General features: G+C 62.2%; 23 protein-coding genes. 14 read left to right on the top strand and 9 right to left on the bottom strand.

Annotated features, from left to right (window positions below; genetic code table 11):
• Window positions 1-65: 65 nt before the first annotated feature.
• Together BM026_RS04680 and BM026_RS29140 are read left to right on the top strand one after the other, a co-directional pair.
• Window positions 66-971 (top strand): LysR family transcriptional regulator, encoded by a 906-nt coding sequence (locus BM026_RS04680; RefSeq protein WP_093126098.1) that lies wholly within the window; start codon window positions 66-68, stop codon window positions 969-971.
• Window positions 972-1069: 98 nt separating this feature from the next.
• Window positions 1070-1246 carry a hypothetical protein gene (locus tag BM026_RS29140; protein ID WP_165447907.1) on the top strand — a complete coding sequence of 59 codons (177 nt, stop codon included), beginning with the start codon at window positions 1070-1072 and terminating at the stop codon, window positions 1244-1246.
• On the opposite strand, the gene BM026_RS04675 is transcribed toward BM026_RS29140, so the two are convergent.
• Window positions 1239-2117, bottom strand: a complete 879-nt coding sequence (locus tag BM026_RS04675; RefSeq protein WP_093512050.1) for a helix-turn-helix domain-containing protein — start codon at window positions 2115-2117, stop codon at window positions 1239-1241. The genes BM026_RS29140 and BM026_RS04675 overlap by 8 nt on opposite strands.
• Before the next feature lie 189 nt (window positions 2118-2306).
• On the opposite strand from BM026_RS04675, the gene pobA reads away from it, so the two are divergent.
• Window positions 2307-3491, top strand: a complete 1185-nt coding sequence (gene pobA / locus BM026_RS04670; protein ID WP_175507934.1) for a 4-hydroxybenzoate 3-monooxygenase — start codon at window positions 2307-2309, stop codon at window positions 3489-3491.
• A gap of 66 nt (window positions 3492-3557) precedes the next feature.
• The gene (locus tag BM026_RS04665; protein WP_092247642.1) at window positions 3558-5075 is read left to right on the top strand and encodes an MDR family MFS transporter; all 1518 of its coding nucleotides are present in this window, start codon (window positions 3558-3560) and stop codon (window positions 5073-5075) included.
• Between the two features lie 15 nt (window positions 5076-5090).
• Here BM026_RS04665 and BM026_RS04660 read toward each other — a convergent pair whose 3' ends face one another.
• From BM026_RS04660 to BM026_RS04650, 3 genes are read right to left on the bottom strand one after another with little or no spacing between them, the layout of a single operon-like run.
• The gene (locus tag BM026_RS04660) at window positions 5091-5930 is read right to left on the bottom strand and encodes a cache domain-containing protein (protein ID WP_093527546.1); all 840 of its coding nucleotides are present in this window, start codon (window positions 5928-5930) and stop codon (window positions 5091-5093) included.
• Window positions 5931-5984: 54 nt separating this feature from the next.
• A complete protein-coding gene (gene cynS, locus BM026_RS04655; RefSeq protein ID WP_093527544.1) occupies window positions 5985-6455 on the bottom strand; it encodes a cyanase in 471 nt (156 codons plus the stop codon).
• 27 nt (window positions 6456-6482) lie between these two features.
• Entirely contained in the window at window positions 6483-7112 is a 630-nt protein-coding gene (locus BM026_RS04650; protein ID WP_093512041.1) for a carbonic anhydrase, read from the bottom strand.
• 111 nt (window positions 7113-7223) lie between these two features.
• Here BM026_RS04650 and cynR point away from each other — a divergent pair, with 111 nt between their 5' ends.
• Window positions 7224-8090, top strand: coding sequence for a transcriptional regulator CynR (gene cynR, locus BM026_RS04645; RefSeq protein WP_093512039.1), 867 nt, complete (start codon window positions 7224-7226; stop codon window positions 8088-8090).
• Here the strand turns inward: cynR and BM026_RS04640 are convergent.
• Window positions 8065-8835, bottom strand: a complete 771-nt coding sequence (locus BM026_RS04640) for a transporter substrate-binding domain-containing protein (protein ID WP_093126116.1) — start codon at window positions 8833-8835, stop codon at window positions 8065-8067. The genes cynR and BM026_RS04640 overlap by 26 nt on opposite strands.
• A 345-nt stretch (window positions 8836-9180) precedes the next feature.
• Between BM026_RS04640 and BM026_RS04635 the strand changes: the two genes are divergently transcribed.
• From BM026_RS04635 to BM026_RS04610, 6 genes are all read left to right on the top strand, one after another.
• Window positions 9181-10551: a glutamine synthetase family protein gene (locus BM026_RS04635; protein ID WP_092247308.1), complete on the top strand. Its 1371-nt coding sequence runs from the start codon at window positions 9181-9183 to the stop codon at window positions 10549-10551.
• 101 nt (window positions 10552-10652) lie between these two features.
• Window positions 10653-11252, top strand: a complete 600-nt coding sequence (locus tag BM026_RS04630; RefSeq protein ID WP_092247311.1) for a class I SAM-dependent methyltransferase — start codon at window positions 10653-10655, stop codon at window positions 11250-11252.
• 122 nt (window positions 11253-11374) lie between these two features.
• Window positions 11375-12508: a ribonuclease D gene (gene rnd / locus BM026_RS04625; RefSeq protein ID WP_093527542.1), complete on the top strand. Its 1134-nt coding sequence runs from the start codon at window positions 11375-11377 to the stop codon at window positions 12506-12508.
• A complete protein-coding gene (locus BM026_RS04620) occupies window positions 12505-12798 on the top strand; it encodes a YcgL domain-containing protein (protein WP_071488977.1) in 294 nt (97 codons plus the stop codon). Before rnd ends, BM026_RS04620 begins: the two co-directional genes overlap by 4 nt.
• Window positions 12799-12905: 107 nt before the next feature.
• A complete protein-coding gene (locus BM026_RS04615; protein ID WP_093512035.1) occupies window positions 12906-13838 on the top strand; it encodes a D-2-hydroxyacid dehydrogenase in 933 nt (310 codons plus the stop codon).
• A 138-nt stretch (window positions 13839-13976) separates the two neighbouring features.
• Window positions 13977-16997 carry an OspG family effector kinase gene (locus tag BM026_RS04610; protein WP_139217540.1) on the top strand — a complete coding sequence of 1007 codons (3021 nt, stop codon included), beginning with the start codon at window positions 13977-13979 and terminating at the stop codon, window positions 16995-16997.
• A 40-nt stretch (window positions 16998-17037) separates the two neighbouring features.
• Here BM026_RS04610 and BM026_RS04605 read toward each other — a convergent pair whose 3' ends face one another.
• Window positions 17038-17622: a nitroreductase family protein gene (locus BM026_RS04605; protein ID WP_058425096.1), complete on the bottom strand. Its 585-nt coding sequence runs from the start codon at window positions 17620-17622 to the stop codon at window positions 17038-17040.
• 154 nt (window positions 17623-17776) lie between these two features.
• On the opposite strand from BM026_RS04605, the gene BM026_RS04600 reads away from it, so the two are divergent.
• A complete protein-coding gene (locus tag BM026_RS04600) occupies window positions 17777-18226 on the top strand; it encodes a YcgN family cysteine cluster protein (protein ID WP_003172524.1) in 450 nt (149 codons plus the stop codon).
• Window positions 18227-18239: 13 nt separating this feature from the next.
• Window positions 18240-19460, top strand: coding sequence for a hypothetical protein (locus tag BM026_RS04595; RefSeq protein ID WP_093527538.1), 1221 nt, complete (start codon window positions 18240-18242; stop codon window positions 19458-19460).
• Here BM026_RS04595 and BM026_RS04590 read toward each other — a convergent pair.
• From BM026_RS04590 to BM026_RS04580, 3 genes are all read right to left on the bottom strand, one after another.
• A complete protein-coding gene (locus BM026_RS04590; RefSeq protein ID WP_092247328.1) occupies window positions 19457-19807 on the bottom strand; it encodes a YgaP family membrane protein in 351 nt (116 codons plus the stop codon). The genes BM026_RS04595 and BM026_RS04590 overlap by 4 nt on opposite strands.
• A gap of 68 nt (window positions 19808-19875) precedes the next feature.
• Window positions 19876-20343 carry an RNA methyltransferase gene (locus tag BM026_RS04585; protein ID WP_003189607.1) on the bottom strand — a complete coding sequence of 156 codons (468 nt, stop codon included), beginning with the start codon at window positions 20341-20343 and terminating at the stop codon, window positions 19876-19878.
• A 172-nt stretch (window positions 20344-20515) separates the two neighbouring features.
• Window positions 20516-20890: a YajD family HNH nuclease gene (locus BM026_RS04580; RefSeq protein ID WP_025858458.1), complete on the bottom strand. Its 375-nt coding sequence runs from the start codon at window positions 20888-20890 to the stop codon at window positions 20516-20518.
• Between the two features lie 98 nt (window positions 20891-20988).
• Here BM026_RS04580 and BM026_RS04575 point away from each other — a divergent pair, with 98 nt between their 5' ends.
• Window positions 20989-21909: a ParB/Srx family N-terminal domain-containing protein gene (locus BM026_RS04575; RefSeq protein WP_093527536.1), complete on the top strand. Its 921-nt coding sequence runs from the start codon at window positions 20989-20991 to the stop codon at window positions 21907-21909.
• The last annotated feature ends 4 nt before the right edge of the window (window positions 21910-21913 follow it).

Raw genomic sequence — 21913 nt, 5'->3', positions numbered from 1 at the left:
GTTGCACAAAACCAGACTAAAAATGCGATGCTGGGACATAGTTTGTTTCTGAAATCGGGCAAATCATGGACCGTCTCCAAGCAATGCGCGTGTTTGTCACCGTGGTGGACCTGGGCAGCCAGTCCGCCGCCGCCGATCATCTGGACCTGTCGCGCCCGGTGGTGTCGCGCTACCTGGCCGAGCTGGAAGACTGGGTCGGCGCACGCCTGCTGCACCGCACCACGCGCAAGCTCAGCCTTACGGCGGCCGGCGGCGAAACCTTGCCGCGCTGCCGACAATTGCTGGACCTGTGCTGCGATATGCAAGCCGCCGTCAGCGAGCCGGATGACGCGCCCCGTGGCCTGCTGCGCCTGAGCGTCAGCACCTCGTTCGGCCAGGCGCAATTGGCCGCAGCCATCGCCGAGTACGTCAAGCGTTACCCGTTGGTAACCGTCGATCTGCAAATGCTCGACCGCACGGTGAACCTGGTGGATGAGCGCATCGACCTGGCCATCCGCACCAGTAACGACCTGGACCCCAATCTCATTGCGCGCCGCCTGACCCTGTGTCGCTCGGTGGTGTGCGCCTCGCCGGCGTATCTGCTGGAGCATCCAGCCCCGCAGAAAGTCGAAGACCTGGCCGGGCACAACTGCCTCACCCATTCCTATTTCGGCAAGAGCCTGTGGCATTTCGAAGAGCGGGGCGAGCACGTCTCGGTGCCCATCACCGGCAACATCACGTCCAACGAGGCCAGCACCTTGTTGCGCGTGACGCTGGCCGGGGCCGGCGTGTCGATGCTGCCTACTTACCAGGCCGGCGATTACATCCGCCGTGGCGAACTGGTGCGCCTGCTGCCCGACGCCGAGCCCCGGCAGATGAACATCTACGCGGTGTACGCCTCGCGCAAGCACATGCCATCGGCGCTGCGCAGCCTGTTGGATTTTCTGGTGCTGAGGTTCCCGGAGGAGCCTGCGTGGGACGTCGGTCTGTAGGGCGACATAAACCTGTTGAATGTCGCCCGATAATGGCAACTCGCCCTGGTTGACCTATGCTTTAAACAGCACCGTTTAGATCCGCAGAGGTCTGTGCCATGAGCATTAAAACCAGAAAGTACCTGATGATTGTCACCCTGTGCGCCATCGCCAGCGCGCTTTACGGGACCGCTGCCTACCGTGTTGAACTGACCCGCATGCAGCCGACTTTTGCGATCAGCTGCCATCAGGATCAATGCGTGCCGCATACCGGCAGTTTCAGTGCGCTCAGGTAATCGGCTGTTGAGCCTTGAGTTGCTCGCGAAACGCCTTGGGTGAGAACCCGACCCGTCGGCGGAACAGCCGCGAGAAGTTGGTCGGGTCGGAAAAACCCAGCACTTCCGACATTTCATTGATGGTCATGCTGGTGTAGGTCAGCAGGCGCTTGGCTTCCAGCAATTGGCGGTCGTGCATGATCTGCAGCGCAGGCTGCCCACCCAGTTCCCGGCATGTGCCGTTGAGGTGTGACACCGAGATGCCCAGCTTGTGGGCCAGATCCTCGATCTTCGGGTGTTCGCGGTAATGCTGCTCGACCAGTTGGGTGAAGCGGCGGAAGTATTCACGCCCCCTCGGCGCCCGTGGGTGGCGCTTCTGGATGGCCTGGCGGCTGATCCACACCAGCAGCACGCTGACCAGCGCGTGCATCATCATGTCCCTGGCCGGTTGTGCGTCGGCGTATTCATCCTGCAAGCGGGCGAACTGGCTGTTCAGGTAATCACTGTCCTTGCCCGCCGGGTAACTGCCCAGGGACTGCAAACCATCCACCGTCGCCCCCAGTTGTGTCTGCAGGTGGCTGACCAGCGGCGCCGCGAGTGTCACCACGTAGCCTTCGACATCCTCGGGAAACCGAAAACCGTGCACACACAGCGGCGGCAGGACTTGCAGCGTCGCTTCGTTCAGCGTGGTGCGCTGCCCTTCGATTTCCAATTGTGCCTGACCTTTGTGCACATACAGCAACTGGCACAGATCCGCGTGCCGGTGGGGCTGGATTTCCCACTGGTATTCCCGACTGCGCCGGGAAATGGTTTCGCAGTGCAACAAATCGGGGGTTGGCCATTGCTGGTTTTCCCCGTAAAGCTTGAAGACCGGAATCGCGGTTTTGATCATGGTTTCAATCCGATACTCAGGAGAGTGGTGCGGTAATCGCCCCAATTGGCAAAAAGCGCAGGCTTTGGCTCAGTTTTCACCTTCTTATGCCGGCCACTCAAGTGAAAAATGTCAGCAACAAGACCAATGACAACTCTTTCACTCAATCCGTTCGAGTGGAACTTGCGGACCATAAAAATAATGAAAACGCTGAAAACCCAAGTCGCCATTATTGGCGCCGGTCCCTCCGGACTGTTGCTCGGCCAACTGCTGCACAACGCCGGTATCCAGAGTCTGATCCTGGAGCGCCAGAGCGCCGATTACGTACAAGGCCGCATCCGTGCCGGGGTGCTGGAACAAGGCATGGTCGACCTGCTGCGGCAGGCGGGCGTCAGCCAGCGCATGGACAACGAAGGCCTGGTGCATGAGGGCTTCGAGCTGGCGCTCAATGGCCAGCTGACCCACATCGACCTCAAGGCGCTGACCGGCGGCCAGACGGTCATGATCTACGGCCAGACCGAAGTCACCCGCGACCTGATGGCCGCCCGTGCTGCCGCGGGCGCCATCACCCTGTATGAAGCCCATGACGTGCAACCGCACGACCTCAAAAGTGATCGACCCTGGCTGACTTTCGAACATCAGGGCGAAGCCTTTCGCCTGGAGTGCGGCTATATCGCCGGTTGCGATGGTTACCACGGTGTTGCGCGCCAATCGATCCCGGCTGAATCACTGAACGTCTTCGAGCGGGTCTACCCTTTCGGCTGGCTCGGTATCCTCGCCGATACGCCGCCGGTTCACCCTGAACTGGTGTACGCCAAACATCCGCGTGGCTTCGCCTTGTGCAGCATGCGATCGCCGACGCGCAGCCGTTATTACCTGCAAGTGCCGGTGCAAGAGCCGCTTGATGAATGGTCCGATGCGCGCTTCTGGGACGAACTGAAAACCCGTCTGCCCAGCCACCTCGCAGCCGACCTGGTGAGCGGTCCGTCGATCGAGAAGAGCATCGCGCCGCTGCGCAGCTTTGTGGTGGAGCCGATGCAGTACGGGCGTCTGTTCCTGCTCGGCGATGCCGCGCATATCGTGCCGCCCACCGGGGCCAAGGGCTTGAACCTGGCGGCCAGTGACGTGAGCACCCTCTATCGGATTCTGCTGAAGGTCTACGGTGAAGGACGGGTGGATTTGCTGGAGCGTTATTCCGCCATCTGCCTGCGGCGGGTGTGGAAGGCCGAGCGGTTTTCCTGGTGGATGACCTCGATGCTGCATCAGTTTCCCGAGGCGGATGGCTTCAGCCAGCGCATCGCCGAGAGTGAACTCGATTACTTCATCCACTCCGAGGCCGGGCGCAAGACCATCGCCGAAAATTACGTCGGGCTTCCTTACGAAGCTATCGAATAGCCTGCTATCGTATCGAGCATTCCCGTGGGCCGCCTTTTCCCGCGGGCCCTGCTCGAAGGTCTTGCCGTGACGCACCTCAATCAGCCCGTTCCGCCGCTGCCCGCCGTGCGCAGCATCCTCGCCTCACTGATGATGGCGATCTTCCTGGGGGCCTTGGACCAGACGATTGTCGCCGTGTCCATGCCCGCGATCTCCGCCCGATTCCATGACGTCAACCTGCTGGCCTGGGTCATCTCCGGCTACATGGTGGCGATGACCGTGGCGGTGCCGATCTACGGCAAGCTGGGCGACCTGTACGGGCGGCGGCCGATGATGCTGATCGGCATGGGCCTGTTTACCCTGGCCTCGCTGTTCTGCGGCATGGCGCAAAGCATGGAGCAACTGGTGCTGGCGCGGATCCTCCAGGGCATCGGCGCGGGCGGCATGATCTCGGTGAGCCAGGCGATCATCGGCGACATCATCCCGCCCCGCGAACGCGGGCGCTACCAGGGCTATTTCAGCAGCATGTACGCGGTGGCCAGCGTGGCCGGGCCGGTGCTCGGCGGCTACATGACCGAGTACCTGTCGTGGCGCTGGGTATTCCTGATCAACCTGCCATTGGGCGCCGGCGCCTGGTACGTGGCCCATCGCACGCTGGTGGGGCTGCCGGTGCCGCAGCGCAAGCCGATCATCGATTACCTCGGCACGTTGCTGATGATCATCGGCCTGACCGCGTTGTTGCTGGGCATTACCGAAATCGGTCAGGGCCATCATTGGCGCGACGATCAGGTGCTCGGCTTGCTGGCGTGTGCGCTAGTGGCGTTAACGGTGTTTGTCTGGCATGAACGGCGCGCCCGGGAGCCGTTGTTGCCGATGCATCTGTTCGCCAACCGCAGCGCGGTGTTGTGCTGGTGCACGATTTTCTTCACCAGCTTCCAGGCGATTTCCCTGACGGTGCTGATGCCGCTGCGCTATCAGACGGTGACCGGCTCAGGCGCTGACAGCGCGGCCCTGCACCTGCTGCCCCTGGCGATGGGCTTGCCGATGGGCGCCTATTTTGCCGGGCGCATGACCTCGGTGACCGGCCGCTATAAACCGATGATCCTCAGTGGCGCCTTGCTGAGCCCCTTTGCGATTCTTGGCATGGCCTTGAGCGCGCCCCAGGCGGTGGGGCTGACGGCGATGTTCATGTTGCTGTGCGGGATTGCGGCCGGCATGCAATTCCCCACTTCGCTGGTGGGCACGCAGAACTCGGTGGAACAACGCGACATCGGCGTCGCCACCAGCACCACCAACCTGTTCCGTTCCCTGGGCGGGGCGGTAGGGGTGGCGTGCATGTCGGCGCTGTTGCTGGCGCTGTTGCAGGACTCCAGCTTCGCCCACCTGGCCAGCGGTGCGCTGGTGGCCGAGGGCAGTTCCGGCAACGTGCTGCTCGACGGCCTCAACGCAGCCCCCGGCCCGGCGCAGGACGCCCTGCGCGGGGAACTGGCGGTGACCTTCCGGCATTTGTTGATGGTGAGCGCAGCGGTGTCGCTGCTGGGGCTCGCGGCCGCTGTCGCAATGCCCAACCGGGTACTGCGCGGCCGTGAAGACAAAGCTAAGTAGCCGGCAGGACACCATTCACGGGCTGTAGTAACCCACCGCCACCATGAAATGCCCGGCCTTGCGCACATACGCATGCTTGTTCTCGACCTTGTCGGTCACCGGGTTTTTCCAGCGGTACTTGTATTCGCCCTGGTCCTGCTCGGCCATCAGCTTCAGGATCGGCTCGCCCACCGGCCTGCCATCGGGGTCCTTGATCTTGCTGAAGTCGGTGTTGATCAGGCGCAGGTTGGTGCCATGGGCCACATAGCGCTGGGTATCTAGGTCGACCACGAACACGTAGAGGTCATCCTGCAGGAAACCGCCCTGCAAGGAATTGATGGCCTTGAGCGTGCCGGCTTCATCCTTGAGCAGTGCGTTCACCGCCTTGTTGCGCAGGGCCCGGGCCTGTTCCGGAGTGGCTCGGGGCAGGTAGTAACCCACCGCCAGGATGCGATCGCCCACGCGTTGATAAAACACGTGCTTGTGCTCGACCTTGCCGTCGTTCCAGTTCTGCCAGCGGTAATCGGCCTGTTGGATGCCCTGGCCGTCCGGCACCTTGAGCGCGTCCTTGAATGACTGGCGCAACTCCGGCCCGAGCACCTCGGACACGTCGCGGCCGATCAAGGCGGAAGAGGGCCCGCCACTGGCCAGCAGCACGCCCCGGGTGTCGACCACGAACACATAGCGGTCATGGTCGACAAACTCGCCCTGGCGACTGAAGGCGGCAAACGCCTTGTCGCCATTGCCCTGGTAGTAAGCCAAGGCTTTTTCCAGCAGCGCCTTGGCGGCCTGGGCGTCCTCATCCTGAGCCGTTGCGGCGTGCACCTGGCTGAAACACAACAGCAGCAGCCAGGTGGTTCGAAGCAGTGCCTTCATTACCCGTCCCTCGATCTTGTTGGTGTGACAAGAGCGTAGACGGTCGCGGGCCACTCAGAAGGGTTTGGTCGGCAGGTACTTGCCATCCAGGGTGATCACAGCGCGCGAGCCGCCGTCCGGGTCCTCGACCTTCTTGATGTCCAGCTTGAAATTGATCGCACTGATGATGCCGTCACCGAATTGCTCGTGGACCAGCGCCTTGAGGGTCGAGCCGTAGACCTGGAGCATTTCGTAGAAGCGATACATTGTCGGGTCCGTCGGCACACCGCCGGGGAAGCTGCCGCGCATGGGCACGCTTTGCAGCAGGCGGCTGGCGTCCTGGTCCAGGCCGAGTTTGTCGCACACTACATCAGCCGCCTCCTTGGGCAACGGGTGCTGGCCGAGCAGGGCGGCGGTGACAAATGCCAGGCTCAGCCCGGTGCCGTCGGTGAGGTCCTGCCAGGACAGGTTCTTGCGCGCCTTGAGTTCGATCACGGTATCGGCCAGGGCCAGGCGTGGGGTTTGGGCGAAGTGGGATTGCAACATGGTGGTGTCCTCTTTGGTTGGAATAGGTCAGGCAGCGTGAATCTGATCCAGCAGCGACACAAAGCCACCGCTGCGTTCGTCCAGGGCGTCGATGGCACCGCTCTCGATGTCGTACACCCAGCCATGCAGGGTCAGCCGGCCTTGCCCGAGCGCCAGGGCGACCGAAGGGTGGGTCTTGAGGTTGGCCAGTTGCGCGATCACGTTTTCGCGCACCAATGAACTCAGGCGGGCGGCGTCCGAGGCATGCTCGCGGGCGGCGTTGACCAGCCTGGCCGACTCGGCGTGGCGCAACCAGTTGGCCACGGCCGGCAGGTGGTCCAGGCATTTGCAGGTGGAGATCGCGGTCATGGCGCCGCAGTCGGAATGGCCGCAGATCACGATGTCGCGCACCCCCAGCACCGCCACTGCGTATTCGACCGTGGCCGACACACCGCCCGGCTCCGGGCCGTAGGACGGCACGATGTTGCCGGCGTTGCGGATCACGAATAGATCGCCGGGTTCCTGCTGGGTCAGCAGTTCCGGGACCACCCGGCTGTCGGAACAGGACACGAACAACGTGCCGGGGTTCTGGGTGGTGGCCAGGTGTTTGAACAGGTCGCTGCGTTGGCCAAAGACTTCTGACTGGAACTTGCGAAAGCCGTTGATGAGGTCTTGCATGGGGTTCTCCTTGCGTCGCTGATGGGGCAAGGATGGAAGTTTTCAGCTATAGCGTCCAAGACCGGCTTATTATGGTTTCTATAAGTCATGCCTATAGCTGGAGGGCCGCCGATGCTGTTGCGCCATATCCGTTACCTGCTGGCCGTTGCCGAGCACCGTAATTTCACCCGCGCTGCCGAGGCGCTGCACGTGTCGCAGCCGACCTTGTCGCAACAGATCAAACAGCTGGAAGACACCCTCGGCGCGCCGTTGCTGGACCGCTCCGGGCGCAGTGTCAGCCTCACCGATGCCGGCGCCGCCTATGTGCGCTTTGCGCGCCTGGCCTTGCAGGACCTGCAGGCCGGCACGCGGGCCATGCATGACGTACAGGACTTGAGCCGGGGCAGCCTGCGCCTGGCGATGACGCCGACCTTCACCGCGTACCTGATCGGCCCTTTGTTGGCGCGGTTCAACGCCCTGTATCCGGGAATCACCCTGAGCATCGAAGAATTGACCCAGGATCGCATGGAAACCGCGCTCACCGAGGACCTGCTGGATATCGGCATCGGTTTTACCGGCGAGCATCTGCCGGACATCGAGTGCGAAGGGCTGTTTGCCGAAGCGTTGAGCGTGGTGGTGGGGGCTGGCCATCCAGGGGTGGAAGACCGGCAGTGGCTGGAGCAGCCGATGGTATTGCTCAACTCAGGCTTTGCGACGCGGCGCTACATCGATGGCTATTGCCGCGAGCAAGGGGTAAAGCCGTTGATTGCGATGGAGGCCAACTCCATCAGTGCGATCATTGAAATCGTGCGCAACACCCACCTGGTAACCATCCTGCCCAGTGCGATTGCCCAGGCCCAGCCGGAGTTGCGCGCGGTCGCCCTTGAACCTGCGTTACCGCAACGCAACGTGGCACTGCTCAGTCGCCGGGGCGCCTATCGCAGCGCCGCGTGCCGGACCTTTGTCGCGTTGATCAAGGCGCCGCCAGCCACTGATTGACGATGCCGTCGTACACGCCGGTGGCGACGCTCAGGTGCAGCCATTGGTCGACATAGCTCTTCCACGCCACGTCATCGCGGGGCAGCAGGAAGGCTTTCTCGCTGTATTGCATCTGCCGTTCCGGGTTGACCGCGCATAGCCCGGGCTTGAGCTTTTGCTGGTAACGCGCTTCGCTGGCGTCGGTGATCATCACGTCGGCCTTGCCGGCCAGCAGTTCGTCAAAGATGGTCACGTTGTCGTGCAAACGGATTTGCGCCTGGCCCAGATGGGCACGGGCAAACACTTCGTTGGTGCCGCCCGCCGGTTCGATCACGCGCACATTCGGCTGGTTGATCTGCTCGACACGCTGGTAACGCTGCACGTCGGCACAGCGCACCAGGGGGATCTTGCCGTCGACGCCGAGGGCCTGGCTGAAGAAGGCTTTTTTCTGGCGCTCCAGGGACACCGAAATGCCGCCCACGGCGATGTCGCAGCGCTGGGCGAGGAAGTCCGGCATCAGGCTTTTCCAGGTGGTGGGCACCCAGTGGATCTTGGCGTTGAGGCTCTTGGCCAGGGATTCGGCCATGGCAATGTCGATGCCTTCATAGGTGCCGTCGGCGCGTAGCGAGGTGTAGGGCTTGTAGTCACCGGTGGTGCAGACGGTGAGTGTGCCGCGCTCGAGCACCTGGTCAAGGCGCGAGGGCGCGGTGTCGGCCACGGCGCTGGTGGCCAGGCCGAGTACACACAGGGCGAAAAGAGCTTTCATGCGGTCGAGTCCTTGGGGCATGGTCGGGGCGGCCATTATTTCCAGCGTGGGGCAGGGTGGCAAGGCACGCTGAATGTTTAGCCAAGTTGCAACCAAACTCCGTCAACCCTGAATTTAATTGCCCTGCGCCGGCGTGTGACGCTGGTAGTTATCTCTTGCACTGTGACCCCCGCATGGACGGCTCCTCCGACACTCACTCCGCGATACTGCCGTCTGCCCTCGCGTTCTGGGCCCTGTTCCACTGCCGGCACGCCCGCCCACCAGATACCGCGTTCCTACGTTGATCCATCCTGTTCGATGGCGTGCACCTGCGCGCCTGCCCGACCCCTACGTATGAGAATGCCCATGAGTGTCTTTGCCTGCCTGCAGGAAGCCCAGTCTTTCCTTGAACAACACCCGGACATCGAGATGTTCGAGCTGTTTATCCTCGACAACAATGGCGTGCCACGCGGCAAGTGGCTGCACCGCGACGAACTGCTGGCGGTGTACGAGAGCGGACGGCCTTTGCCCAGCACCATCCTCGGCCTGACCATCAACGGCGACGATGTGGAAAACTCCGGCCTGGTCTGGGAGGTGGGCGATATCGACTGCCGCGCCTACCCGATCGGTGGCAGTCTGCAGCGCATGCCGTGGCGGCTGATCCCCACTGCGGCGGTGCAAGTCAGCATGCACCCCACCGAAGGCCTGCCTGCCACCGTGGCCGACCCACGGCACCTGCTGGCCAAGGTGATCGACGGGCTCAAGGCCGACGGTTACTACCCGGTGATGGCGGCCGAGTTGGAGTTCTACCTGCTTGACCAGAAGCCTGACGCCAATGGCCATCCGCAACCGGCACGCGATGTGGACGGCGGGCGACCGCGCTCGACCCAGGTCTATGGCCTGCGCGAACTGGAGCAGATCGAGCCATTCCTGGCCGACCTCTACAGCGCCTGCAAGCTGCAAGGTATTCCGGCGCGCACCGCCATTTCCGAATACGCGCCGGGCCAGGTGGAGATCACCCTGGAACATCGCACCGATGCCCTGCAAGCCATGGACGAAGCGGTGCGCTACAAACGCCTGGTCAAGGGCGTGGCGCATAGACACGGGATGACCGCTTGCTTCATGGCCAAGCCGTTCGACGACCTGGCTGGCACCGGTATGCACATGCACGTGAGCCTGGCGGACGCCGAGGGCCATAACCTGTTCGCCAGCGAGGCCGCTGATGGCACGCCGCTGTTGCGCCAGGCAGTGGGTGGCATGCTCAGTACCTTGCTCGACTCATTGCTGATGTTCTGTCCCAACGCCAACTCCTACCGGCGTTTCCAGACCAACAGCTACGCGCCGCTGGCCGCCACCTGGGGAGTGGACAACCGCACCGTCAGCCTGCGGGTGCCGGGCGGGCCGGCCAATTCGCGGCATATCGAACACCGTATCTGCGGTGCCGACGCCAATCCCTACCTGGCGGCTGCCGCGATCCTGGCCGGGATCCATCGCGGCATCCGCGAGCAACGTGACCCCGGCGCCCCGGTGGAAGGCAACGGCTATGCCCAGGCCAAGACGCTGCTGCCCACCGACTGGCTGACCACCCTGCGCGCACTGGAGGCTTCCAGTTGGGCACGGGAAGCGTTTGGCAGTGAGTTCCTTGGCGTGTACCTGGCGGTAAAACGCGCCGAATACCGCCAGTTCATGGGCGAGGTCGGGGAGCAAGACTGGCGGTGGTATTTGCATCAGGCGTGATCGATCGGGTGGCAATCACGGTTTCGACCTTTTTTTCACGTTGCGCTGGTTAAGCTGCGAATCAAGGTCGTTCACAGCCGTTTCACCCATATGAGCCCGCGATGTCGCCACACACGCCTTCCTCCATCGAGATTGAATACGCCGAGCGCTGTGGTCGTGAGCACGCCAGGGTCTGCGGCGACACGCGCCCGCCCGGGCTGACGCAGCGCCTGGCGGCCTGGCGCAGCGAGTGGTTGGTGCGTCAGGCCTTGAAGGTTGCGGGTGAGCCGGGCCTTATCCTCGACCTGGCCTGCGGGTCGGGGCGCTTCTGGCCGGTGCTGGCCGAACACGTCAACCGGGTTATCCTGGCGTCGGACAACTCCCAGGACATGCTCGACCACGCGCTTACCCACCACGCGGCGGCGTTGCTCAAGCGGGTCAAGACATTCCAGGGGTCGGCGTTTTCCATCGGCTTGTCGGCGAATGCGGTGGACTGCATTTTCTGCCTGGAATTGTTTCGCCATGTGCCCGGCAGTGAAGAGCGCCAGGCGTTGCTGCGCGAGTTTCATCGGGTCAGCCGCGACTCGGTGATTGTCTCTGTGCCTTCTCGTACAAGCGTTGAGGACGAGTTCCGCCAGGCCGGTTTCAAGGTCCTGAGCCATCACGAGTTCATGCCGGGCTCCAACCTGTGGCGGGTCTACGTTCTTCGTAAGAGAGGATAACTCCCGCCTGTCGGACTATTCTTCATCTCCTGTCTGAGTTTTCATGGTCGGCTGTGCACTGCGGATGCTCGCTAGCCCCTTTCGCGATATATACTGCGCGCCATTCTTCAAGGGAGAGCCGTGTGGCCATCGATATTCACTGGATCTGCGACAACGATAGCCTCGGCCAGCGTTGCGCCGAATGGCAGCAGTTGCCATTCGTCGCCCTCGACACCGAATTCATGCGGGTCGACACCTTTTACCCCATTGCCGGGCTGATCCAGATCGGTGATGGCGTGCGCGCTTACCTGATCGATCCCCTGACCATCGACAACTGGCAACCCCTGGCTGCGCTGCTGGAGAACCCGGCGGTGATCAAGGTGCTGCATGCCTGCAGCGAAGACCTCGAAGTGTTGCTGCGCCTGACCGGCAGCCTGCCCGCGCCGTTGTTCGACACCCAATTGGCGGCGGCTTACCTGAACCTCGGTTTCTCCATGGGCTACTCGCGCCTGGTGCAAGCCGTGCTGGACATTGAGCTGCCCAAGGGCGAGACCCGTTCGGACTGGCTGCAGCGGCCGTTGTCCGAGACCCAGGTCAGCTACGCCGCCGAAGACGCGGTGCATTTGGCCGAGGTCTATACGCGGCTGCGTCCGCAACTGTCCGACGACAAGTACGCCTGGGTCCTGGAAGACGGTGCCGAGCTGGTCGCCAACCTGCGCCGCGAAGTCGACCCGTACGAGGTGTACCGCGACGCCAAGCTGGCGTGGAAACTGTCCCGCGCCCAGCTCGCCGTGCTGCGTGAACTGTGCGCCTGGCGCGAGCAGCAAGCCCGCGCGCGTGACTTGCCGCGCAACCGCATCATTCGCGAACACTCGCTTTGGCCCCTGGCCAAATCCCAGCCGGATAACCTCGCCGCCCTGGGCAAGATCGAAGACATGCACCCGCGTACTGTGCGTCAGGACGGTCAGTTCCTGCTGGACCTGATCAAGCGTGCCGCCAGCGTGCCCATGGACCAATGGCCGCCCGCCGTTGCCGAGCCTTTGCCGGTGGATGCCGCCGCACTGATCAAGCAACTGCGCGCCCTTGGCCAGGCTGAGGCCGAACGCCTGGACATGGCGCCGGAACTGATGCTGCGCAAGAAAACCCTCGAAGCCCTGGTCAAGAGTGGCTACCCCGATGGGCCTTACCAATTGCCAGACTCGCTGCGTGGCTGGCGCCGCGAGTTGATGGGCCAGGCGCTGCTCGACAGCCTGGCCACCGCCGGAGAACAGCCTTGAAACGTATTTGCTCCATCTACCGCAGCTCCAAACGCACCGGTATGTACCTCTATGTACTCAAGAGCGATGCCCTTGAACGTGTGCCTGAAGCGCTGATCACGATCTTCGGCAAGCCGGCCCACGCGTTTGACCTGGTGCTGACGCCCGAGCGCAAGCTGCAACAGGAAGACATCGTGCAAGTCCTGGAAAACCTCGACAAACAGGGCTACCACCTGCAAATGCCGCCGGCCGAGGACGAGTACATCGAACACTTGCCCGAAGAGCTGCTGCGCCGCAACGACCCGATGTGATCGACCGGTGCCCCATCCGGGGCACTCGCTTCAATGGAATCGTATAAGTGGGCGGTGGCCGTAAGGATGCGGGCGGCCGTCCGTACTGTTTTTGAAAGGTTTTATGCATGCGTGTTCTGATTGCTGAACAGGATCACCCGCTCTACGCCCAATTGCTCGGCGAAGCGGCACCGGACCTTGAAGTGCTGACCAGCGGCGACTCGGCCGAGTTGTCGCGCCTGGCCGCCGATTGCCCGGTATGGCTGGGCCAGCCGGACCTGTTGGCGACGCTGCTGCGCCAGGGCCATCACCCGCAATGGCTGCAATCGACCTGGGCCGGTATCACCCCGCTGCTGGCCGAGGGCCTGCCGCGGGATTATCGACTGACCCGTGCCGTGGGTATCTTTGGCCAGGTCATGGCTGAATTCGTGCTCACCTACATGCTCGGCCATGAGCGCGAAGTACTGGCGCGCCTGGTGAGTCAGGTCGAGCGCAAATGGGACAACCGCATGGGCCAGAGCCTGGCCGGGCGCAAGGCGTTGATTGTCGGCACCGGCGATATCGGCCAGCGTGTTGCCGAGTTTCTCGTGCCGTTTGGCGTGAAACTGTACGGTATCGCCAGTACTGCACGTGAGCAGGCGCCGTTTATCGAGGTGGCCGGGCTCGACCAGTTGGGCCGTCTGGTGGGCGAGGTGGACTACGTGATCAACCTGCTGCCCAACACGCCGAGCACCCACGACCTGTACGACGCGTCGCTGTTCAAGCAATTCAAGCCGACCGGGCTGTTTATCAACGTCGGACGCGGGGTGGCGGTGGTGGATGCCGACCTGGTCGAAGCCTTGAAGGAAGGACACCTGGCCGGTGCAGTGATCGATGTTTGCCGCCAGGAGCCATTGCCGCAACGGCATCCGTTCTGGACCGCCTGGGGGCTGTTGCTGACCGGGCACAGTTCCGCGCCGACCTCGCCGGAATTGATGGTGGAACTGTTTGTGCAAAACCTGCGGGCGTACCAGGCCAAGAACGCATTGCGCGGGGAAGTGGATTTCGACCGCGGTTACTGATCACGCCTCACCGTCCCGCTGGAACCGTTTTGCCAGGTTCCAGCACCAAGAGTGACTCCTTGGCCACGGACGCTGAACACCATGACCGCTATCGACGCTGCTCACCGCGTTTCCGCCCCGCTTGTTCAAGCGGGCAATGTGAATACTCCCCTCCCGGCCGTCACCGGTCCAAGTGAAACAGCCACGGCCGCACCGGCACCTGCTCCCGTACTGGGTAATTTCGGCGGGGCGCTGTCCTGGCCGGTTCCGCTGACTGAATCGCAGCGGCAAGCCATCCTCGACCTGATGCCGGACAGTCGCAAAGGCGTGCTGGGGGATTTGCTCAGCGGTAGCGCGGTGACCGACGCCGACTTGAAAACCCTGGCACTTGCCCTGCAAAAACTGCTGGCTTCACCCAAAGCTCAGGCACTGAAGCAGGTCATCCAGAGTGAACTCGGTGGTTTGCCGACAGACGCGAGCAACCAGGATTACGTGATCGCCGCACTCCAGCTAGGGCTGGATCCACTGAACTCGATCCACGGATTTATCCGGGGGCAAAGCGGCTACCGGGGGCAGCCAGCTTCAGTGGTGATCGAAGGCGTGGGTGCCCATCTGGTCGAACAAGGGCGGGCCACGCCTCAAACCGCGACATTTGCGGCGCGCTTGCTCCTTGCCTTGAGGGCTCCCGAGTTTCTGGTCAAGGACATCCCCGCCAATGTGACTTACGGCAGCCTCATCTGGGCGCAACTGGCGATGGCGGTCGACAGGGTCGAAGCCGATTCGCCTGGGGCCACGCCCGCTATGAGTTATACCGAAGTCCTGGCGAAGGCCGGCCAGACCGGTTCTGACCGCTTGGATAGCCAGCATGTGCAGCGTAAGGCGTTGACCGACTGGGCACTGGCCAACGGCGTGCTCGATGCCTCATCGACGTTGACCGACAGTGACCTGGAACGCGCGCGCAACGCCTACAACAGCCAATTGAGCACGCTGATGAAAGCCAGCGCCGCCGTGCAGATCGAGATTCCCAGTCGCCGGGCGATGGCCCTGGCTCGACTCCAGGAATGCTTCCCCGGTGTGGACCCGAGTGTGTTCGAGATCCGTGATATCCAGAAAGCCTGGCTGAGGCCGGGACGTCCTGGGCTCTTTCCGGGCATGCATTCCATGCTCGATATCGTGATGGAGGGTGCGCCGCTGGGTCACGAAGAGCATTGGATTTCCAAGGATGCCCGCATCCCGGTCAAACGGTTCTGCCACCTGTATGAAGGCGGTACCTTCAAGGTGGCCGAGGATTTCAAGCGCCAGTATGACCTGGCTATCCAAGCCCATGAAGACGGGCACAAGGGCCTGGCCAGTTACCTCGTTTCCACCTTGGCGCAGGAAGACAGGAACAACTTCAAGCACGGCAAGCTCGAGTTCTTCCATACCAACGAATACACCATGGCCACGGATTTCCTTACCCCGCTGGCCCTCAAGACGCGCGGGCATACCCTGCATGTCAAGACAACGCGGGGTGGGGAGGTCAACGTCTATGAGATTGATACGCGCAGCGGCACGATACAAAAACAGAACCACTTGAGGGGGCGCTATACGGAGCCCTACACCGCCAGGAACATGGAGTCCAGGACCGCGAACGTCGTCAGTAAAACCGTGCTCTTTGACACCTTGAGTCCGGGACAAGGGACCAGTGGCAACCGATTCGATGCCATCGGCGAAGTGTTCGCCAGGTCCCTGGACTTGAAAAACGAAGACGTGTTGGCGTATGCCAGAGGTGTCACCTCCTACGATGAAAACCGCGTCACCAACCAGGCTGTCGGGGAGTTCTTCTTGAACCTGATCCCGTTCAGGTCGGCCATCGCCAACTTCATCAAGGGTAACTATGGTGAGGGAGCCGTTGACCTGGCGCTGGATGTGGTCGGTCTGTTGACCTTGGGGGCCGGCAAGGCCGCCCAGGCCGGCAAAGCTTTTTCCAAGGGGGTGACCAGCATTCGCGGACTATCGAAAGCGCTGCGTTTTGTTGGCCTGACAGCCATTGAAGCCTTCAACCCGGTGGCGGGGCTAGGGGATCTGGTGGTGGGAAGCGGCTGGCTGTTGTACAAAGGCGGCCGCGTGGGATTACGGGGCCTCAATAAGCTTACGGGGCGCAGCGCAAGCTATGACGTGCTGAAGGCCGCGAGCCAACAGCATGGCGTGGCCGCCACCGGGACATTCAAGGTGGCCGGCCAGACAGTGGAAGGCGGCGCGGTGCTCAAGGACGGCAAGTGGTATAGCTTTGATGCGGACCGGATGCAGGCCTATGGCAGCCCGCTGGAAGACTTCGCCGCCAAAGCGCGCGCTGTGGACGGTGCTATTGTCACCGTTGAAGTTGCGCCTGGCCGTGAGCTGAGCAACACGCTGTTTCGCGAGTACAGGGTGTCTGAATCCAACCTTGCCGGGCGCACGCGCAACAGCCAGGGCGTGTATAGGGCGGCGGATGGGCACACCGCGCATATCCGGCATATCGACAGCAGTGGCCAGGCGGCGGTCTATGAAGTGCGTGAAGTCACCCGCACGCCTGAAGGCGTGGTCCAGGCGCGGATCTACAGTGCCAATCGGCAGACCCCGCTGCTGGTGCAGCATGTGCAGGGCGACCAGTGGATGCGCTTGGGGGCAAGGGGTGGGAACCCGCCCAGCGTTGCATCGGACCTGGGGCGGATGATGGGCGGGGGCTCCGAGAGCCGTCTTTATGAAAGTCTCGACGGCATTCATGTCTATAAGGAAAACCGGGAGCCGGGTCATGTAAAAGTGCCTGATTACTTCAAGCGGCAAGCGGCTTGCCTGAATGAGTATCACGGCGAAGGGTTTGCCATGACGCTGTTCGAAAACGGCCGCGGCTATATAAAAATGAAAAAGATCGACGGAGTCGCGCTGGATGCCATTGCGCCGCGCAGTTTGCCGAAAAAAGCACAGCAGGCACTCGATGAGATGTTGGCGGACCTGCAGAAGAAAGAGATGTTTCCCAACGATGTGCAGTTGTCCAACTTCATGTATTCGGCGAAGGAAAACAAAGTCTACCCCGTGGATTTCGACTTTCCGCCCAAGGATGTCCTGCACTTTGATGAGTCGACGTTTGCGATACACCGGGATGACTTCCTGCGTGACGCCGACAAGCTCAGGGCGCAGTTCCGTCAGCTGATCGCGTAGATCGCACAACTGCCCCCTCGGGGGCAGTGTTCACCGGGCGCTACAGGCTGAAGTCACCTTCGGACACCAACTCGCTCAGTGGCTTGCGTGGGCTCGGTGCTTCACGGCCTTGCAGGTACTCCGGCAGGCTCGATTTGTCCCCCAGCTTGCCAACCGCCACGGCAGCATGCAGCGCATAGCCCTCCGGGATCTTCAGCTCTTTGCGGGTCAGTTCCTGATCGAAGCCGGCCATGCCGTGGGTGTGCCAACCGCTGAGGCTGGCCTGCAGCGCCAGGTGGCCCCAGGCGGAACCGGTGTCGAAGGTGTGCCACAGCGCCGGGGTTTCCTCCGTGGCGCCGGGGGCGGTGAAGTCGGTTTTCGAGGCGATGATCACCAGGGCCGACGCATGTTGCGCCCAGCCACGGTTGAATTCATTCAGCAAACCCAGGAAGCGCTCCCAGTCCGGCGTGTCGCGGCGCGCATAGAGAAAACGCCAGGGTTGCGAGTTGTAGGCGGAAGGGGCCCAGCGTGCGGCTTCGAAGAAGCTCAGCAGGGTTTCCTTGGAGATGCTCTCGCCGGTGAAGGCGCGAGGCGACCAGCGGTCGGTGAACTGGGTGTGGATCGGATAGTCGGCAACACGTGTCATGGAGCAGTTCCTGATCGTCAATTCGGCCCTCAAAGCTACTGCGCAGCCACTAGACTGACAAGTGTTGTAACGCCGCCAGTCGTAAGCGCTTGGATCCCGCAGCCGTGGGCACTAGACTGGCGGCCTTTTCACCTACCGATACTGATGTAGAGCCATGGCCGCCAAAGTCGAACCTTTCTGGATACGCAAAACCCTCGAACACCTCGACCAGGAGGAGTGGGAGTCGTTGTGCGACGGCTGTGGCCTGTGCTGCCTGCAAAAGCTTGAAGATGAAGACGACAACAGCGTCTATTACACGCGTATCGCCTGCAAACTGCTCGATCTCAAGACCTGCCAGTGCACCGACTACCCCAACCGTCGTGCATCGGTGCCCGATTGCATCCAGCTCACCCCGGGCCAGGCCGACCAGTTCAAATGGCTGCCACCCACCTGCGGTTACCGCCTGGTCAGCGAGCGCAAGGACTTACCGTTGTGGCACCACCTGGTGTGCGGCGACCGTGATGCCGTGCACCATGAACGCATTTCCCAGTCCGGGCGCATGCTCAGCGAAGGCAGCGTGCCCGAGGACGACTGGGAGGATTACCTGATTTTCCGCGCGGGCTGAGAGGGGAGTATGTATGAGGGTGGGAACCAAGCTGGCGGCGAGCCTGGTGTTGTTGCTACTGAGTCAGCCTGGATGGTGCGCGAAGAAAGTCGACCTGGATTATCACGTCAAACTGCTGCCCCAGAGCGATCAGGCCGAGGTACGCCTGAGCCTGTCCCAGGGCTCGGCGGTGCGCAGCCTGAACTTCGACCTGGGTCGCGACGGCGACTACAGCGACTTCAAGGCCGACGGCCAGTGGAGCGTCAAGGAACACCGTGGCCTGTGGCAACCCAGCGCCGACAAGGCCAGCCTGACCTACCGCGTGCGCCTCACCCACGCGCGCAAGCCGGGTATCTATGAAGCGCGGATGACACCAAGCTGGGCGCTGTTTCGCGGCGATGACCTGGTGCCGACGGCGCGGCTCGACCAGCAGGACGGCGTCGAGTTGGTCTCGCGCCTGGTGTTTGAACTGCCGGACGGCTGGAAAAGCGTCGAAACTGCCTGGCCCCGAATCGGCAAGAACAAGTTCCGCATCGACAACGTGTCGCGCCTGTTCGACCGGCCCACCGGCTGGATGCTTGCCGGCAACCTTGGCAGTCGTCGCGTACGCCTGGGCGAAACCGACGTCACCGTGGCTTCGCCCAAGGGCCAGGCCATGCGCCGTATGGATGTGCTGACGTTGCTGACCTTCGTCTGGCCGCAGGTGGAAACGGCGTTCCCGCGTCACCCGGCCAAGCTGCTGGTGGTGGGTGCCAGCGACCCGATGCGCCGTGGTGCGTTTTCGGCGCATGACTCGATCTACCTCAACAGCCGCACGCCGCTGGTCAGCGAAAACGGCGGCAGCCCGCTGATTCGTGAAGTGGTACAGGCGGTAGGGCGTTTCAACGATCACGACACCAGTGATTGGATCAGCGAGGGCTTGGGCGAATATTACGCAATCGAGTTGCTGCGCCGCGCCGGCGGCATCACCGATGAGCGTTACCAGGCGATACAGGCGCGCTTGGCGAAGGAAGGCAAGGACGTGACCAGCCTGCGTGGCGAGCACGTCAGCGGCGCGACAGTGTCACGGGCGGTGGTGCTGCTGCAGGAGCTGGATCGCGAGATCCGCGTGAAGACTCATAACAAGCGGTCGCTGGATGACCTGACGCAAGCGGTGATGCGGGCCAGCCGCATCACCACGGCGGAGTTTGTGCAGTTGGCTGAAAGCATCATCGGCGAGTCGTCGGTGGTGCTGGACAGCAAGCTGCTGCGTTAGACGCTGGTTTTGGTGGCCTTCTCGGCCGCCACTTCGGCCTTGGTCTTCAAGTTCTTCAACTCTGCGCCGGCACGCTCGATCTTCGTACGCACGCTGTTCATTTCCTGGCGGCCCTGCTCCAGCTTGTCCTTGAGCGAACTGTGCCCGGTAAAGCCACGGGCCAGCGCCACGCCGCCGATCGCCACCTGGATCAGGCCGAAAATCCCACCCCGGCGCAGGCCTTTGCCCACCATCATCACACCACCGGCCACCGAGCCGATGCGTTCCCAACCGTGCACGTTCTGCCTTGGCTGAGTCTCGAAGGGGGTGTGTTCGATGATAGGTCGCAAGGTTTTGCTGTCGCTCATGATCTGTCTCCAACAAGGGCTATTGATAATTAGCTGACTGCCCGCAGACGCTGGATGTTCCCGAAATATCAGTACTTGGGGCCTGAACGGGTGTTGTTGCCCTTGGCCAGGCGGTCGTAAAGGACCACGTTGACCGTGGCGGCGAGGTTCATGCAACCGGTGGTCGGGATGTAGACCACGTCTTCGCACCAGTCGCGGATCTCTTTATCCAGCGAGCCGTCTTCGGGGCCGAAAATGTACAGCGCACGGTCGGGGTGGGTGTACTCAGGCAGCGGGCGGGCGCCTTCCACCAGCTCCACGGCGACGGGGATGCAACCCAGGGGCAGAATCTTTTTCAGGTCATCGATGCCGATCAGCGGAATGTCGTGATGGACCTTCTTGGTGTCGGTGATGAAATCCCGGGCGCGCTCGTAGCGCACGCCGGTGTAGAACACCGAGGCCACGCCGTAGCAACCGGCGGCGCGCATGACCGAGCCGACGTTTTCGGGGGATTTGGGGTTGTACAGACCGATGCAGCTGTAGCGTTTATTGCCCACGGGGAAGGGTGCCTTGGAGAAAAACGGCGATTATACGGCCTTGGGGGGATGTGTTGCTTGGACGATCGCCATCGGGGGGCAAGCCCCCTCCCACACTAGGCCTGCGTACGCCGGTCAGAATGTGGGAGGGGGGCCTGCCCCCGATGAGGCCGGTGCTAACAACAATGGACTATCAGTCGTCTTTCTTCATCAACCCCGCCAACGCCGCAAACGGGTTATGCGTGGCTTTGGCAATCGTCGGGCTGCTGGTGGAGCCTTCGCCAAAGTACTGCTGGTCGGTGTAGCGCGAGTGTTCGTTGTCGTGGCAGTACAGGCACAGCAATTCCCAGTTGGAACCGTCCTGGGGATTGTCATCATGATTGTGGTTGCGGTGGTGTACCGTCAGTTCGCTCAGGCGTTTGCCCGAGAATTCACGGGCGCAGCGGCCGCACACGTGGGGGTACATCTTCAAGGCTTTGTCGCGGTAGCCCATTTCCCGGTCGCGCTGGGCATCGGCAAGGATGCGATCCAGCTTGGCGGTGTGGGAGGGCGGGTTGGTCGAGCTCATCATGGCTCCTGGCTATTTTGTGGTTCACGGATAGGGTTGATTCTAGCCGCTCGCGACGTAAATAACCGCTTCACTTTACTCATAAGGATCTGAAACTCATGCGTCTGCATCCATGGACTGTTGCACTGTTGTTGTGTGGGGTAGTTGCCCACGCCGAAGCGTTCTCCACGCCAAAACCCGGACAAGTGATCGAGGTGGCCCTCGAACAACTGCACCCGACCCAGGCCGTGGTGGGCTTCGACCAGATTTACTACAGCCTGGGGCTGTTCGCGGACAAACCCGCCAAGGTCTTCGATGAATACTGCGAGACCAACGGCCAGGGCGAAGCCGACAAGGTGCCCAAGGGCGCGGACTTGCACCAGCCGTCGAGTTTTACCTGCCAGGACCCGGTCGGCACCCATCCCGACGACATGAAAACCGTGGTAGTCGGCCCCGGCGGCCAGTTGTACCTGACCGATGGTCACCATAGCTTCACCACCTTGTGGGAAGTCCCTGGTGGCGGCCCTCGCTTGAACATGTGGGTCAAGGTCACGGATGACTTCAGCAGCAGCCCGGATATGAAGAGCTTCTGGCTGCGCATGCAAGCGGCGCGCAAGGTCTGGCTCAAGGACAGCCAGGGCCAGACCCTGCCGCCCGAGCAGTTGCCGGCACACCTGGGTTTCAAGAACCTGCAGGACGACACGTTCCGCAGCCTGGTGTATTTCACCCGCAAGGCCGCCTATGGCAAACCTGAGGCTGGCGAGGTCGCACCGGAGTTCCTGGAGTTCTACTGGGGCAATTGGCTGCGCACTCAAATTGACTTGGGCAAGTACAACCTGAACAAGAAGGGTGGTTACAAGGACGCCATCGAAGCCGTCGCCAAGCGCATGGTCAGCCTGGCGCCCGGCTCACAGGTCGGCGACAGCGGCTTTACCGCCCATCAACTGGGCGGCATGACCAGGCTCGACCGTAACGAACTGGAAAAGACCTTCGACAAAAAAGTGCCGTACGTGATCGATTACCGCAATTCCCTGCGCTAACCGA

It is taken from the genome of Pseudomonas sp. NFPP24 (genome assembly GCF_900112095.1).
Classification (GTDB): domain Bacteria; phylum Pseudomonadota; class Gammaproteobacteria; order Pseudomonadales; family Pseudomonadaceae; genus Aquipseudomonas; species Aquipseudomonas extremorientalis.
Note: the sequence above shows the minus strand (reverse complement) of the source record. Positions and strands in the feature narration are given on the sequence as shown.

Bases quoted from the DNA above. Each gene is read 5' to 3' on its own strand.
- BM026_RS04580 (WP_025858458.1), bottom strand. From the start codon at position 20,890: ATGAGCTCGACCAACCCGCCCTCCCACACCGCCAAGCTGGATCGCATC.
- BM026_RS04615 (WP_093512035.1), top strand. From the start codon at position 12,906: ATGCGTGTTCTGATTGCTGAACAGGATCACCCGCTCTACGCCCAATTG.
- BM026_RS04590 (WP_092247328.1), bottom strand. From the start codon at position 19,807: ATGAGCGACAGCAAAACCTTGCGACCTATCATCGAACACACCCCCTTC.
- BM026_RS04635 (WP_092247308.1), top strand. From the start codon at position 9,181: ATGAGTGTCTTTGCCTGCCTGCAGGAAGCCCAGTCTTTCCTTGAACAA.
- BM026_RS04605 (WP_058425096.1), bottom strand. From the start codon at position 17,622: ATGACACGTGTTGCCGACTATCCGATCCACACCCAGTTCACCGACCGC.
- BM026_RS04660 (WP_093527546.1), bottom strand. From the start codon at position 5,930: ATGAAGGCACTGCTTCGAACCACCTGGCTGCTGCTGTTGTGTTTCAGC.
- BM026_RS04675 (WP_093512050.1), bottom strand. From the start codon at position 2,117: ATGATCAAAACCGCGATTCCGGTCTTCAAGCTTTACGGGGAAAACCAG.
- BM026_RS04640 (WP_093126116.1), bottom strand. From the start codon at position 8,835: ATGAAAGCTCTTTTCGCCCTGTGTGTACTCGGCCTGGCCACCAGCGCC.
- cynS (WP_093527544.1), bottom strand. From the start codon at position 6,455: ATGTTGCAATCCCACTTCGCCCAAACCCCACGCCTGGCCCTGGCCGAT.
- BM026_RS04575 (WP_093527536.1), top strand. From the start codon at position 20,989: ATGCGTCTGCATCCATGGACTGTTGCACTGTTGTTGTGTGGGGTAGTT.
- BM026_RS04680 (WP_093126098.1), top strand. From the start codon at position 66: ATGGACCGTCTCCAAGCAATGCGCGTGTTTGTCACCGTGGTGGACCTG.
- BM026_RS04595 (WP_093527538.1), top strand. From the start codon at position 18,240: ATGAGGGTGGGAACCAAGCTGGCGGCGAGCCTGGTGTTGTTGCTACTG.
- cynR (WP_093512039.1), top strand. From the start codon at position 7,224: ATGCTGTTGCGCCATATCCGTTACCTGCTGGCCGTTGCCGAGCACCGT.
- BM026_RS04630 (WP_092247311.1), top strand. From the start codon at position 10,653: ATGTCGCCACACACGCCTTCCTCCATCGAGATTGAATACGCCGAGCGC.
- BM026_RS04600 (WP_003172524.1), top strand. From the start codon at position 17,777: ATGGCCGCCAAAGTCGAACCTTTCTGGATACGCAAAACCCTCGAACAC.
- BM026_RS04650 (WP_093512041.1), bottom strand. From the start codon at position 7,112: ATGCAAGACCTCATCAACGGCTTTCGCAAGTTCCAGTCAGAAGTCTTT.
- BM026_RS29140 (WP_165447907.1), top strand. From the start codon at position 1,070: ATGAGCATTAAAACCAGAAAGTACCTGATGATTGTCACCCTGTGCGCC.